The 13,774-nt window shown below is 60.5% G+C and carries 12 protein-coding genes and 1 pseudogene; 8 read left to right on the plus strand and 5 right to left on the minus strand.

The window, feature by feature from the left end; translation table 11 throughout:
* The first annotated feature begins 475 nt into the window (after window positions 1–475).
* Entirely contained in the window at window positions 476–688 is a 213-nt protein-coding gene (fumD, locus tag MKleb_RS11190; RefSeq protein ID WP_004851729.1) for a fumarate hydratase FumD, read from the plus strand.
* 26 nt (window positions 689–714) lie between these two features.
* Here fumD and MKleb_RS11195 read toward each other — a convergent pair whose 3' ends face one another.
* A complete protein-coding gene (locus tag MKleb_RS11195; protein ID WP_025108209.1) occupies window positions 715–1,353 on the minus strand; it encodes a TetR/AcrR family transcriptional regulator in 639 nt (212 codons plus the stop codon).
* A gap of 126 nt (window positions 1,354–1,479) precedes the next feature.
* Between MKleb_RS11195 and MKleb_RS11200 the strand changes: the two are divergent.
* The 4 genes and pseudogenes from MKleb_RS11200 (at window position 1,480) to MKleb_RS11215 (ending at window position 6,392) form a co-directional block, all read left to right on the plus strand.
* Window positions 1,480–3,325, plus strand: a pseudogene (locus MKleb_RS11200) (bifunctional sugar phosphate isomerase/epimerase/4-hydroxyphenylpyruvate dioxygenase family protein).
* Window positions 3,326–3,404: 79 nt separating this feature from the next.
* Window positions 3,405–4,724: an MFS transporter gene (locus MKleb_RS11205; protein WP_004851724.1), complete on the plus strand. Its 1,320-nt coding sequence runs from the start codon at window positions 3,405–3,407 to the stop codon at window positions 4,722–4,724.
* 31 nt (window positions 4,725–4,755) lie between these two features.
* Window positions 4,756–5,592: a shikimate dehydrogenase family protein gene (locus MKleb_RS11210; RefSeq protein ID WP_025108207.1), complete on the plus strand. Its 837-nt coding sequence runs from the start codon at window positions 4,756–4,758 to the stop codon at window positions 5,590–5,592.
* 59 nt (window positions 5,593–5,651) lie between these two features.
* On the plus strand, window positions 5,652–6,392 hold the full coding sequence (locus MKleb_RS11215; protein ID WP_025108206.1) for a substrate-binding domain-containing protein: 741 nt from the start codon (window positions 5,652–5,654) through the stop codon (window positions 6,390–6,392).
* Here MKleb_RS11215 and MKleb_RS11220 read toward each other — a convergent pair.
* The 4 genes from MKleb_RS11220 to MKleb_RS11235 form a co-directional block, all read right to left on the minus strand.
* Window positions 6,376–7,125 (minus strand): ABC transporter ATP-binding protein, encoded by a 750-nt coding sequence (locus tag MKleb_RS11220; protein WP_025108205.1) that lies wholly within the window; start codon window positions 7,123–7,125, stop codon window positions 6,376–6,378. The genes MKleb_RS11215 and MKleb_RS11220 overlap by 17 nt on opposite strands.
* Window positions 7,125–8,129, minus strand: a complete 1,005-nt coding sequence (locus tag MKleb_RS11225; protein WP_217076661.1) for a FecCD family ABC transporter permease — start codon at window positions 8,127–8,129, stop codon at window positions 7,125–7,127. The genes MKleb_RS11220 and MKleb_RS11225 overlap by 1 nt, the downstream gene beginning before the upstream one ends.
* The gene (locus tag MKleb_RS11230) at window positions 8,122–9,180 is read right to left on the minus strand and encodes an ABC transporter substrate-binding protein (protein WP_025108203.1); all 1,059 of its coding nucleotides are present in this window, start codon (window positions 9,178–9,180) and stop codon (window positions 8,122–8,124) included. Before MKleb_RS11230 ends, MKleb_RS11225 begins: the two co-directional genes overlap by 8 nt.
* A 97-nt stretch (window positions 9,181–9,277) precedes the next feature.
* On the minus strand, window positions 9,278–10,084 hold the full coding sequence (locus MKleb_RS11235; RefSeq protein ID WP_025108202.1) for a DNA-binding transcriptional regulator: 807 nt from the start codon (window positions 10,082–10,084) through the stop codon (window positions 9,278–9,280).
* A gap of 190 nt (window positions 10,085–10,274) precedes the next feature.
* Here MKleb_RS11235 and MKleb_RS11240 point away from each other — a divergent pair, with 190 nt between their 5' ends.
* The 3 genes from MKleb_RS11240 to mhpC are packed head-to-tail and all read left to right on the plus strand — an operon-like array spanning window position 10,275 to window position 13,769.
* Complete coding sequence (locus MKleb_RS11240) at window positions 10,275–11,939, plus strand: bifunctional 3-(3-hydroxy-phenyl)propionate/3-hydroxycinnamic acid hydroxylase (protein WP_025108201.1); 1,665 nt, start codon at window positions 10,275–10,277, stop codon at window positions 11,937–11,939.
* 1 nt (window position 11,940) lies between these two features.
* Window positions 11,941–12,885, plus strand: coding sequence for a 2,3-dihydroxyphenylpropionate/2,3-dihydroxicinnamic acid 1,2-dioxygenase (mhpB, locus tag MKleb_RS11245; protein ID WP_004851708.1), 945 nt, complete (start codon window positions 11,941–11,943; stop codon window positions 12,883–12,885).
* A gap of 17 nt (window positions 12,886–12,902) precedes the next feature.
* Complete coding sequence (mhpC, locus tag MKleb_RS11250) at window positions 12,903–13,769, plus strand: 2-hydroxy-6-oxonona-2,4-dienedioate hydrolase (protein WP_217076752.1); 867 nt, start codon at window positions 12,903–12,905, stop codon at window positions 13,767–13,769.
* Window positions 13,770–13,774: the final 5 nt, after the last annotated feature.

Genomic DNA, 13,774 nt, shown 5'->3' on the forward strand with positions numbered 1-13,774 from the left:
GGGGAATCTGACTCCGTGGGCGCACTGCCGCAGAGTTAAACCTGTATTACGAAAGTTGCTATGCCACGCTCTAAGGATAGGTGACAACAAAAGAGCGTGCAGAAGAATGTGTGCTGGCGGTTCAGCCCATGAAAAGAGGCAACGTGTTATGCGTTTAGTCATGCAATCCAATGCGCTGAAACCATTCAATAAGAATTTGTTGGGCATTATACGTTGCCAAATCCAAAAAAGAAAATGAAAACCATGTTTCATTTCTATAGTTATATACTTAACAAAATGCAAACTAATCCTACGCTTATGCGCAACACAGTTTTTCATCACCTGACAAGATAAAGAGGGCGGAAACGCGGGTTTATTCACAAGTTTGCCAGGGAAAAGCGGTCTCTGAGGCACAAACGCGGAGCTGGTTTGATTTACTCAGGAAATATATCAATAATGATTTGATTGATAATGAAAAAATTGAGAGTGAAATAGAATGGGAAACACAGCCAAAGATGAGGCGCTGTATCAGGAAATGTGCCGCGTAGTGGGCAAAGTCGTGCTGGAGATGCGCGACCTGGGTCAGGAGCCAAAGCATATCGTTATCGCCGGCGTGGTGCGTACCGCCCTGGCGAACCCGAAAATCAAACGTTCCGCGCTGACGCAGGAAGCGATGGAGAAGGTGGTCCATGCGCTTTCCGGAAACTAGCCGCCGCCGGGCGTTTCCCGCGCGCTTCAGGAAATCACAAAGCGAATAACCGCCTTGACGGCAATATCGCAGTGGTGGGCGACCATCGCTTCATCATCAATAGCCGGCATCGGATCGTCCAGGTAGAGGCTGCTGAACGTATAAAAGTTTGATACCTGGTAGAAGCTAAAGCTACTGATTAATCGATGCACATCGCGCGCTTCCAGCCCTGCCTGAAACACCCCTTGCTGCTGCCCGCGCTGAAGAATATCTTCCAGGATCGACAGGGCGGTGCGGTTCAGCGGTTTCAGTTGACCTGAACTTTTCAGCCATTTCCCGCGCTGCATGTTTTCCATACAGATCACCCGCATATAGTCAGCGTGCGTGGCGTGATAGCGCACGCTCCACTTCACCAGCTGCACCAGCGCCTCTACCGGCGGTACGTTTTCCAGCCCGAGCTGCTGCTCGGTTTCGCGGATCCTCGCGTAGACGTGCTGCAGCACGGCCTGATAAAGCAGCTCTTTGGTCTTGAAGTAGTAGACCACCATGCGTTTGGTGGTCTGCGCTTCGGTGGCGATTTGCTCCATCCGCGCGCCCGACAGTCCATGCTCGGCGAAAACGGTAATGGCGGCGGCGAAGATCCGCTCTTTCAGAGACAGCGCTTCATCATGAGCAACGACGGACATAACGGCTCCTTTTCTTGAGATGCAAAAAATACACATATTGATCACAATTTTGCAACCAATCATGGCGCATTTGAACCAAATGATACATATTCAGGTCACTAAGTCAGCTAATGACCCGAGGACTCTATGTTGCGTTCCATCGCCACCGTCTCGATCTCCGGTACCTTACCCGAAAAGCTCCATGCCATCGCAGCGGCGGGCTATCAGGGCGTCGAGATCTTCGAAAACGATCTGCTCTATTATACCGGTACGCCGGCCGATATCCGCCACCTGGCGGCAGATTTAGGGCTAAAAATCACGCTTTTTCAACCATTTCGTGATTTTGAAGGCGCCAGCCGCGCCCAGTTCGCCGCCAACATGGAACGCGCCAGGCGCAAATTTGCGCTTATGCACGAGCTGGGCTGCGACACCCTGCTGCTGTGCAGCAACGTTCAGCCGGACTGTTCCGCCGATGTCGAGCTGCAGGTCGCCGACTCTTGCTGCGCTGGCGGAGCGGGAACACATCACGATTGGCTACGAGGCGCTGGCCTGGGGCACCCACGTCAACCGCTGGCATCAGGCGTGGGCGCGGGTCAAAAGCGTCGATAGCCCGGCGCTGGGCATCGTGCTCGACAGTTTCCACGTGCTGGCGCGCGGCGATACGCTGGCGCAGCTGGCGGACGTGCCGCTGGAAAAAATCACCTTTGTACAGATGGCCGACGCGCCGCTGATGAAAATGGATATTCTCGAATGGAGCCGCCACTTCCGCTGTTTTCCCGGCCAGGGGCAGCTGCCGCTGGTGGAGTTTGCCTGCGATCTTACCCGCCGCGGCTACTGTGGCCCCTGGTCGCTGGAGATCTTTAACGACAGCTTCCGCGCATCGCCCAACGGCGCGACGGCGAAAGATGGCTATCGCTCGCTGCTGTGGCTGGAAGAGCAGGTCCGTCAGCGGCTGCCGGAAAGCCGGGCGCCGCTGTTTTCCCCCGCTGAACTGCCCCTCTACGCCGGGCTGGAGTTTATCGAGTTTGCCGCCACGCCGGCGCAGGCGGGCGAACTCGGACACAGGCTGACGCAGCTCGGCTTTGCCGAAGAGGGGACGCATCGCTCAAAACGCGTCGCCCTCTGGCGCAACGGTGGGGCGAGGGTGGTGGTTAACGCCCAGCCGCATAGCTGGGCCGATCATTTTCACCAGCGTCACGGGGTTTCCCTCTGCGCCATGGCGCTGCGCGTCAGCCAGAGCGCGGCGATCGTGGAACGCGCCCGCGCCTTAGGCTACGCCACCTGGCAGGGCGATGCCGGGCCGAACGAAAGCCCCATCCCGGCGGTTTGCGCCCCGGACGGCAGCCTTATTTATCTGATTGAGATGGGGGACGATATCTACACCCGTGATTTTCATCTGCGCGCGGACGTCACGCCGCGCAACGATTATCGGGGTATCGATCACCTGGCACTCGGCATGGAAGCGGACAGCCGCGATAACTGGATTATCTTTTTCCGCACCGTATTCGGCTTTACGCTCGAACATGAGCAGACCCTGCCCGATCCTTACGGGCTGGTGCGCAGCCTGGCGGTGCGCAGTCCGCAGGGCGATATTCGTCTCGCGCTCAATATTTCGCAGAGCCGCGCCACGCAAATTGCCCGTTCGGTAGCCTGTTATCAGGGAGCAGGTTTACAGCACGCGGCGTTTGCCTGCCACGATTTACCCTCCACGCTCGCCAGCCTGGCTCCGGTTGCGGTCAACGCGCTGCCGATCCCGGGGAACTACTATGAGGATCTGTTGGCCCGTTTTGGCGAGGATATTCAGGTCAACCTGCTGAAGAATCATCAAATTCTTTACGATCGTGACGGAAGCGGCGGTGAATTCCTGCACCTATATACCCGCCCGTTTTCTGCCGGACGCTTTTTCTTTGAATTGACCGAGCGGCGCAACGGTTACGCACTTTATGGTGCTGTAAATGCAGCTGTACGCTTGTCAGCAATGCAGTACACCTAGTAATGTAGCAAATGGTTCACAACCCAACGTCGCAAACACAATAACAACATCCGGCTGTACCCTATGACAGGAAACGACTATGAACTCTTATAGCCATAATCACACGACGGCCGCCGCCGCGTCCGGCGCGCGGCCTTCCCGGCGGCGTATCGGTATTCTTGCGCTGCTGGCGGTCGGCACCATGATCAACTATCTCGACCGCACGGTGCTGGGGATTGCCGCGCCGCAGCTGACCGCAGAGCTGGGTATTGATGCCGCGATGATGGGCATCGTATTCTCCGCCTTTGCCTGGACCTACGCGCTGGCGCAGATCCCCGGCGGCATCTTCCTTGACCGCTTCGGTAATAAAGTCACCTATTTTCTGGCGCTGACCCTGTGGTCGCTATTCACCATGTTCCACGGCCTGGCGGTCGGCCTGAAAACCCTGCTGCTGTGCCGTTTTGGCCTCGGCGTCAGCGAAGCCCCCTGTTTCCCGGTGAACAGCCGGGTGGTGAGCGCCTGGTTCCCGCAGCAGGAGCGCGCCAAGGCGACGGCGGTCTATACCGTCGGCGAATATCTCGGGCTGGCCTGTTTTGCGCCGCTGCTGTTCTGGATAATGGGCAGCTTTGGCTGGCGCGCGCTATTTATTAGCGTCGGCGCCGCCGGCGTGATGTTCGCGCTGGTGTGGTGGCGCTGCTATCGCGAGCCGCATGAGGATAAACACCTCAATCAGCTGGAGCGCGAGCACATCGTCAACGGCGGCGGAATGTCCACCGGCGCAGAGCAGCATACCGCCTTTAGCTGGCCGCTGATCCGCCAGCTGCTGGCGAAACGGCAGATTCTCGGCGCCAGCATCGGGCAGTTTGCCGGTAATACGGTGCTGGTCTTCTTCCTGACCTGGTTTCCAACCTATCTGGCCACCGAGCGCCATATGCCGTGGATTAAGGTCGGCTTCTTCGCCATCATGCCGTTTCTGGCGGCGGCGGGCGGCGTGATGTTCGGCGGCTGGGTCTCCGATAAGCTGCTGAAGGCCACCGGCTCGGCGAACCTCGGGCGTAAGCTGCCGATCATTGCCGGTCTGCTAATGGCGAGCACCATTATCTCCGCCAACTGGCTGACCAGCGATCTGGCGGTGATTCTGGTGATGTCTTTCGCCTTTTTTGGTCAGGGGATGGTCGGGCTGGGCTGGACGTTGATCTCCGACATCGCGCCGAAAGGCCTTGGCGGTCTGACCGGCGGCCTGTTTAACTTCTGCGCTAACCTCGCAGGGATCCTGACGCCGCTGATTATCGGTTTCATTGTTGCCGCCTCCGGCAACTTCTTTTACGCGCTGATTTATATCGGCGGTGCAGCGCTGCTGGGCGTGGCGGCTTATGTCTTTATCCTGGGCGATGTCAAGCGTATCGAACTTTCGCAGTAACGTGATGCAGTCGTTGTTAAAGGAGCAGGGAATGGTGATTAGTGGAAATACGCGGCTGATAGCGCATCTTGGCTATCCGACCGCGAAGTTTAAAGCGCCGATGATTTACAACCCGTGGTTGGCTCATCAGCAGGTTGACGCCAAAGTGGTGCCGATGGGCGTCAAGCCTGAGGATTACGCCGCCTTTGTGCCGATGCTGTTTAAGATGACCAATATTATTGGCGCGCTGGTCACCATGCCGCACAAAATCGCCACCTGCGGGCTGGTGCAGCATCTTAGCCCAACGGCGGCGATAGCGGGCGCCTGTAACGCGATCCGTCCCGAAGCCGACGGCACGCTGAGCGGCGATATGTTTGACGGCGAAGGCTTTGTCCTCGGTATCACGCGTAAAGGTTTCCAGACGCGAGGGGCGCGGGCGCTGGTGGTGGGCAGCGGCGGCGTCGGCTCGGCCATTGCCGCATCGCTGGCGGCGGCGGGCGTCAGCGCCCTGACGCTGTACGATATCTGTTCGCAGACGGCGGAAGCGCTGGCCGGGCGTCTGCTTGAGCACTATCCTCGGCTGGACATTACGCTGATGCAGCGCGATCCGCAGGGGCACGATCTGGTGGTTAACGCCACGCCGCTGGGGATGAAAGAGGGCGATCCGCTGCCGCTGGACCCGCAGCGCCTGACGCCGGGCACCTTTGTCGGTGAAGTGGTTATGGCCCAGGAGTTCACTCCGCTACTGCAGGCGGCGCAGGCGGCGGGCTGCCCCATTCAGCGCGGCACCGACATGCTGTTTGAAATGATCCCGGCCTATCTGCGCTTCTTTAACCTGCCGGTGGCAACGCCGGAACAGCTGCGCGAACTGGCGGAAATTCGCTACTGAAATGGCCTGAACCTGCGTTATTATAGCGCTGTATTTATGACTATATAGCGATGGTTCTTATGACTCCCTCCCTAACGCTGCTGGCGGCGGGAAGCCTGAAAAGCGCTTTCATTCCGCTGCTGGCGCGCTTTCAGCAACAGACCGGCATCCCGGTCGAGGTCCATTTTGGTCCGGCAGGGCTGCTGCGCGAGCGCATTGAGGGCGGAGAGCCGTGCTCGGTGTTCGCCTCGGCCAATAGCCAACATCCGCAGGCGCTGCGTCAGGCCGGGCTGGCCGGGGCGTGCTATCTGTTCGCCCGGAATCAGCTGATGCTGACCGCCCGCCGCGGCGCAACAACCGAGACGCGGGAGTGGCTGGCGCTGCTCAGCGACCCGGACTTACGCCTGGCAACCTCAACGCCGGGCTGCGACCCTTCAGGCGACTACACCTGGCAGCTTTTCTCCCACATTGAAGAGCGCTGTCCCGGCGTCGGTGCCGCCATCATGGCGCGCGCGCGTCCGCTGGTAGGCGGCCGCGACTCGCTGCCGGTGCCGGCGGGAGAAATCGCCGGGGCGTGGCTGATCCGTGAAAACTTAACCGATCTGTTTATCGGCTATGCGCACTACGCCGCGCAGATGGCGGCGTGCAGCGATCTGCGCACGCTGCTTATTCCGCCGGCGTGGAATGTTCGCTGCGACTATCTGCTGGCGCAGATTGAACAGAGCGCCGGGGCGCAGCGGCTGTGCCGCTTTATCCTCGGCGCGGAGGGGCAGCGCTTACTGAAAGACGCCGGTTTTTTGCCTATCAGCGACGAATCGTAAACTGCGGAGCCAGCAGCGGCAGCGCCGACCCGGGGGGATGGACTTTGCGTACCGCTAAACCATACGCGCGCTGAAGATTCGCTTCCGTCAGTACGGCGGCTGATTCTCCCGCCAGCCATTCACCGTCGGGCAGCAGCAGCAAGGTCTGGTTCGCCACCTGCAGGGCGTGGGTCGGATCGTGCGTGGTAAACAGCACCGTCCGCTTCTGGCGATGGGCCAGGTCGCTGATGAGCTGCAGCACCAGCTGCTGATTGGCCAGATCCAGCGCCGAGCAGGGTTCATCCAGCAGGATATTCTGGCTGGCGCCCACCAGCGCCCTGGCGATAAGCACCAGCTGCTGCTGGCCGCCGGACAGCGCGCAAAACGCCTTGTCGGCCAGCGCCGCGATCCCCAGCTGCGCCAGCGCCTTCTGCACCTCACGTTCGTCTTCCGCTGTTGGCTGAGCGAACAGATTAACGTGGCGCGCCCGTCCCATCAGCACCACGTCGCGCACCTGCCAGCCAAAAGCCGGGCGAAAATGCTGCGGCACGATGGCGAGACCGCCCGCGCAGGTAAACCCACCGCCGAGCTGCGTCAGTACGCCGGTCAGGGTATCGAGCAGAGTGCTTTTGCCGCGGCCGTTAGCGCCGAGCACCGCCCAGATATCGCCGGAACGGCACTGCAGGTTCAGCGGTGCGAACAGCGGTCGGCTGTGGCCGTAGAGCAGGTCGCTTAACTGTAGGGAAAGGGTCATCAGCGCGCGCCTGTGCGTCGCGACTGCACCAGCAGCCAGGTAAACAGCGGCGCGCCAAGAAGCGCGGTGATGATTCCAATGGGGATTTCGGCCTGGATCAGCGTGCGGGCGAGGTCATCGACGACGATCATAAAACCGCCGCCGAGCCAGAAGGCGGTAGGGAGAAGACGCCGGTGGTCGGCGCCGGCCAGCAGCCGCGCCAGATGCGGGATCACCAGCCCGACCCACGCGATGCTGCCGCTGACCGCCACCTGAGCGGCGACCAGCACCGCGCAGCACACCAGCACCCCGCGACGCAGCCCGGTCACCGCAACCCCGAGACCGCGGGCATCTTTCTCCTCCAGCGCCAGCAGGTTAATCCGCCAGCGGAGCTTAAACAGCACCATCGCGGCGCAGGCTACCGGTAGCGCCATCAGCAGGACTTTGTGCCAGCTGGCGGTGGCGAAGCTGCCGAGCAGCCAGAAAACAATATTCGGCAGCGTCTCTTCGCTATCGGCCAGGTACTGCATCAGGCTCACCAGGGCGGCAAAAAAGCCGCTGAGGATAATGCCTGAGAGGATCAGCACCAGGGTGCTTTCGCGCCCCTGCAGCGCGGCTATCAGATAGATCAGCATCAGCGCGGCAAGGCCGAAGAGAAAGGTCGAGGCCATCATCAGCGCGGCGTTCAGCCCCAGCAGAATCGCCAGCGTCCCGCCGAAGGCGGAACCGGAGGTGACGCCGATGATATGCGGGTCTACCAGCGGATTCTGGAACACGCCCTGTAAGGTGGCCCCGCATAGCCCCAGCGCGCCGCCGGCCAGCAGCGCCATCACGATCCTCGGCAGCCGCACCGACCACACCACCTGGCCGGCGACGCCGTCGAGGGGAGGAAGATGCGCCAGCTGGCGAAAAACTTCCGCCAGGCTTAACGGATACTGCCCGAGGCAGAGTGAAGCGATTGCAATCACGATCGTCACCAGCCCGAGGGTACATTGCAGCAGGGCCGGATGACGATGACTACGCATCCGGCGTCCACTTCACGCGGTAGAAACGCTGATAGTACTCCCGCGCCTTCGCCTCGACATCGACGCTGTTGTAGCGTGAGGGGTAGAGTTTTTTCGCCATCCACAGCTCGCCGATCGCCAGCGCCTCCGGCATCGGGTAGCCCCAGGCCTTGGCGTATTCCGGCATCAGCCACACGCGGTGATTTTTGACCGCGTCAATGCTCTGCCACTGCGGGTCGTTTTGTATCTGTTTGACCACCTCCGGGTAGCGGTCCTGCACGAAAATCACCTGCGGATCCCACTGCAGCACCTGCTCCAGCGAGACCTGGCGCGCGCCCTTTACGCTGGCGGCGGCAACGTTCAGCGCCCCGGCGTGCTTCATCATCAGGCCGGTATATTTGCCCGAGCCGTAGGTGTTGAGGTCCGGATTGGCCATATATACCCGCACCCGCTCGTTTTGCGGAATATCGGCAACCGGCGCGTTAGCCAGCCTGCGCGCGCTGAAGGTGTATTGAATCAGCGCTTCGGCCTGAGCCTGACGCCCGACCACTTCGCCAATCAGGCGGATCCCCTGTTTCAGCCCCTCGTTATAGGCCTGCTCTTCATCGGCCATCGTCGGGTTCATTTTGTTTTTCTCACCCGCGGCATCCTGGCGCAGAGAGACCGCCACCACCGGGATCCCGGCGCCCTGGATCTGCTGGATCATCGCCGGCGGCGCGTAGTTGGCAACGAACACCACCTGGGGATGCAGCGCCAGCAGGCTCTCGATATTGACCTGCGTCAGATCGCCCGGCATCGGTAGTGTCTCAATAGCCGGCATAAAGCGCGCAAACTGCGGGCCAAGCTGCTTTTTCCAGCTGCTCATGACGCCGACGACGTCGTCAGCGGCGTTAAGCTGCACCAGCAGGTTTAAGGTCTGATGCTGGAGCACCACGGCGCGGGTGACGTGGTCGGGGAGGGTGACTTCACGACCCAACTGGTCGGTGAGGGTGCGGTCGGCAAAGGCCTGACCGGTGAACAGGCTGGCGCTTAACAGCGCCATAGCAAAGAAAACGCGCGGATGTCTGGACATGGTGGGCTCAGCGGCAAAGGAAGAATCGTTGTATATTAAAATATATAACAAAGCCGGGCGCAATGGCTGGCGGGCTATTTACCGCCTATGGACAAGGTTATTGGTAAAACACCTCTTCATCGGACATCCGTTCTTCTATGCGGGTAGCGACCTTCTGCAGCGGGGCGAGGTACTTTTGCGCCGCCTGGTCAATGGTCATGGCTTTAGCCATATAGACCAGGTTCAGGCAGCCGATAACCCGCTGCTGGCGGCGAATGGGGACGGCAATGGAAGCGATTTTCTCCTCCTGCTGCCAGCCGCGAAAGTTTTCGCCGTAGCCGTTTTGCCGGGTGCGTTCGAGGATGGCGGCCAGTTTTTCCGGCTCGCGCGCCAGCTGATACTCCGCTTCCGGTCGGGCGGCCAGCATCTCAACAATCGGGCTTCGTTCGTGTTCCGGCGCGAAGGCCAGCCAGGTTAATCCCGAAGCGGTCAGCAGCAGCGGCAGGCGGCGGCCGACCATCGCCCGGTGGAAGGAGAGGCGGCTGAAGCGGTGGGTGGTTTCGCGCACCACCATCGCATCGACGTCCAGGGTGGTGATGTCGGTCGGCCATAAAACCTCGCGCAGCAGTTCGCCAAGCAGCGGCGTGGCGAGGGCAGAAATCCAATGTTCGTCACGAAATCCCTCACTTAACTGACGCACTTTAATCGTCAGGCGAAAGCTGTCATCGGAGCGGCTGCGGCGCACGTAACCCTCGTCCTGTAGCGTTTCCAGCAGCCGCCTGACGGTCGTGCGATGCAGGCCGCTAAACTCGGCCAGGGTGCCGACCGTCGCGCCTCCGTCGAATTTATTTAACAAATTTAATAACAATAATCCGCGGCTCAATCCGCGCACCGTTTTGTAATCTGCCGAAGCGTTTTCGTTCATGCGTCCTCAATAAAAATCATTATAAACAATCATGTGCACCTGGTGCACATCCGGTAATGTTTTGATTGTAGCGCAAATCACCGACCCTATACTGACCTCACAATAAAAATAAATTCACATTTAGTTAACAAATTGCCCTGCTGAAGGTTGTGCGGTGACGGCAATTTGTCCGAAGCGTGAGGTTTTGAAAATGACAACATCCAATCCTGATATCCAACCCGCGGTACAGCACAGCGCGCAGGTCGCTATTGCCGGCGCCGGTCCGGTTGGCCTGACCATCGCCAACTACCTCGGGCAGATGGGCGTCAGCGTCGTGCTGATTGAGAAGCTCGAGTCGCTGATCGATTATCCCCGCGCCATCGGTATCGACGATGAGGCGCTGCGGGCGATGCAGGCGGTGGGGCTGGTCGACAACGTGCTGCCGCATACTACGCCGTGGCACGCGATGCGCTTTCTCACCCCGAAAGGGCGCTGCTTTGCCGATATTCAGCCGATGACCGACGAGTTTGGCTGGTCGCGCCGCAATGCGTTTATTCAGCCGCAGGTGGACGCGGTGCTGTACGACGGCCTCAGCCGTTTCCCCCACGTGCGCTGCCTGTTTTCCCGCGAAGTAGAGGCCTTTAGCCAGAATAGTGACGGTGTCACCCTGAACGTCAAAGGCAGCGACGGCGAGCGGGAAACCGTGCGCGCCGACTGGCTGGTGGCCTGCGACGGCGGAGCCAGCTTCATTCGTCGCGCGCTGAATATACCCTTCGAAGGCAAAACCGCGCCGAATCAATGGATTGTTATTGATATCGCCAACGATCCGCTGGCGACGCCGCACGTCTACCTGTGCTGCGACCCGGTGCGCCCGTACGTCTCCGCCGCGCTGCCGCACGGGGTACGGCGTTTCGAATTTATGGTCATGCCCGGTGAAACCGAAGCCCAGCTCAGCGAGCCGCGCAAGATGCGCCAGCTATTGAGCAAGGTGCTGCCGGACCCGGATAACGTCGAGCTGATTCGCCAGCGCGTCTACACCCACAACGCGCGCATCGCCGAACGCTTTCGCGTCGATCGCGTACTGCTGGCGGGCGACGCGGCGCACATCATGCCGGTGTGGCAGGGGCAGGGCTACAACAGCGGTATGCGCGACGCCTTTAACCTGGCCTGGAAGTTGGCGCTGGTGGTGAACGGCAAAGCCGGAGAGGCGCTGCTGGACAGCTACCAGCAGGAGCGGCGCGATCACGCCAAAGCGATGATCGACCTGTCGGTCACCGCCGGCAACGTCCTGGCGCCGCCGAAACGCTGGCACGGCGCGGTGCGCGACGGCGTTTCGTGGCTGCTCAACTATCTGCCGCCGGTTAAACGCTACTTCCTTGAAATGCGTTTCAAGCCGATGCCGCAGTATCGCGACGGCGCGCTGCTGGCGGAAGGCGAAAGCAAAACGTCCCCGGTCGGCAAAATGTTTATCCAGCCGAAGGTGACGCTGGAAAACGGGCAGGTGACGCTGCTCGATGAGGTGATTGGCGCCAGATTCGCCATTATCGCCTGGGGCTGTAATCCGCAGTGGGGGCTCAACGATGAGCAAATAGCCCGCTGGCGCGCGGTCGGGGTGCGCTTTATCCAGGTGGTGCCGGAGGTGCAGATTCATTGCGATCAGGACAACGTGCCCGGCGTTATCCGCATCGGCGATACGCAAAACCGCCTGAAAAGCTGGTTCGCGCAGCACGATACCGCCATTGCCGTGGTGCGTCCGGACCGCTTCGTCGCCACCGTGGCCATCCCGCAAACCCTGAGCAAAAAGCTCGACGCGCTGGCGAGCAAGATGCAGCTGGCTTCCGCGCAGGCGGCAACAACGATTGAACAGGTGGCCTGATATGAACGCATATCTTCATTGCCTCTCCCATACCCCGCTGGTGGGCTACGTTGACCCGGAACAGGCGGTGCTGGACGAAGTGAACGGCACCATCGCCGACGCGCGGGCGCGCATTGCCGCCTTCGACCCGGAGCTGGTGGTGCTGTTTGCTCCCGATCACTACAACGGCTTTTTCTACGATGTGATGCCGCCGTTCTGTTTAGGCATCGGGGCGACCGCTATCGGCGACTTCAGCAGCGCCAGCGGCGTCCTGCCGGTGCCGACGGCGCTGGCGGAGGCCTGCGCCCACGCGGTGATGAAAGAGGGCATCGATCTGGCGGTCTCCTACTGCATGCAGGTGGATCACGGCTTTGCGCAACCGCTGGAGTTCCTGCTCGGCGGGCTGGATACCCTGCCGGTTCTGCCGGTGTTTATCAACGGCGTGGCGTCGCCGCTGCCGGGCTTTCAGCGCACCCGCATGCTGGGCGAAGCCATTGGCCGCTTCCTGACCACCCTCAATAAACGGGTATTAATCCTTGGCTCCGGCGGCCTGTCGCATCAGCCGCCGGTACCGGAGCTGGCGAAGGCCGATGCCCATATGCGCGACCGGCTGCTGGGCAGCGGCAGGCAGCTGCCGCCGGACGAGCGTGAACTGCGCCAGCAGCGGGTCATTAGCGCGGCGAAGCAGTTTATCGAGGACCAGAACTCGCTCTATCCGCTCAACCCCGTCTGGGATACCCGCTTTATGAGCCTTCTGGAGCAGGGGCGGCTGGCGGAGCTGGATGCCGTCAGTAACGAAGAGCTGTCGGCAATGGCCGGGAAATCGACGCACGAAATTAAAACCTGGGTGGCCGCCTTTGCCGCGCTATCCGCATTTGGCCGCTGGCGCTGCGAAGGCCGCTATTACCGACCAATCCCCGAGTGGATTGCCGGATTTGGCTCGCTGAGCGCCGCCGCGCAGAACTGAATTAACGGGAGAATATGATGAGCTACCAACCGCAAACCGAAGCCGCCACCAGCCGTTTCCTCAACGTGGAAGAGGGCGGAGAAACATTACGCATCCATTTTAATGACTGCGGCGAGGGCGACGAAACCGTGGTCCTGCTGCACGGCTCCGGCCCCGGGGCTACCGGCTGGGCCAACTTTAGCCGCAATATCGACCCGCTGGTCGAGGCGGGCTACCGGGTCATTCTGCTGGACTGTCCCGGCTGGGGAAAAAGCGATTCTATCGTCAACCGCGGCTCCCGTTCCGACCTGAACGCCAGGGTGCTGAAAAGCGTGATTGACCAGCTGGATATCAGCAAAGTGCATCTGCTGGGCAATTCGATGGGCGGACACAGCGCGGTGGCCTTTACCCTCAGCTGGTCGGAGCGCGTCGGCAAACTGGTGCTGATGGGCGGCGGAACCGGCGGCATGAGCCTGTTTACGCCGATGCCGACGGAAGGCATCAAGCTGCTGAACGGCCTGTACCGTGAGCCGACCATCGAAAACCTGAAAAAGATGATGAACATTTTTGTCTTCGATACCCGCGATTTGACCGACGCGCTGTTTGAAGCGCGCCTCAATAATATGCTGTCGCGCCGGGAGCATCTGGATAATTTCGTCCAAAGCCTGGAAGCCAACCCGAAGCAGTTCCCGGATTTTAGCCCGCGTCTCGGCGAAATCCGCGCGCAGACCCTGATCGTCTGGGGGCGTAACGATCGCTTTGTACCGATGGACGCCGGGCTGCGCCTGCTGGCGGGCATTAACGGTTCCGAACTGCATATCTATCGCGACTGCGGTCACTGGGCGCAGTGGGAGCACGCGGAGAGCTTTAACCAGCTGGTGCTCGATTTTCTGGCGCGTACCTGAGGAGT

This window comes from Klebsiella sp. PL-2018, assembly GCF_019048985.1.
Classification (GTDB): Bacteria; Pseudomonadota; Gammaproteobacteria; order Enterobacterales; family Enterobacteriaceae; genus Klebsiella; species Klebsiella michiganensis.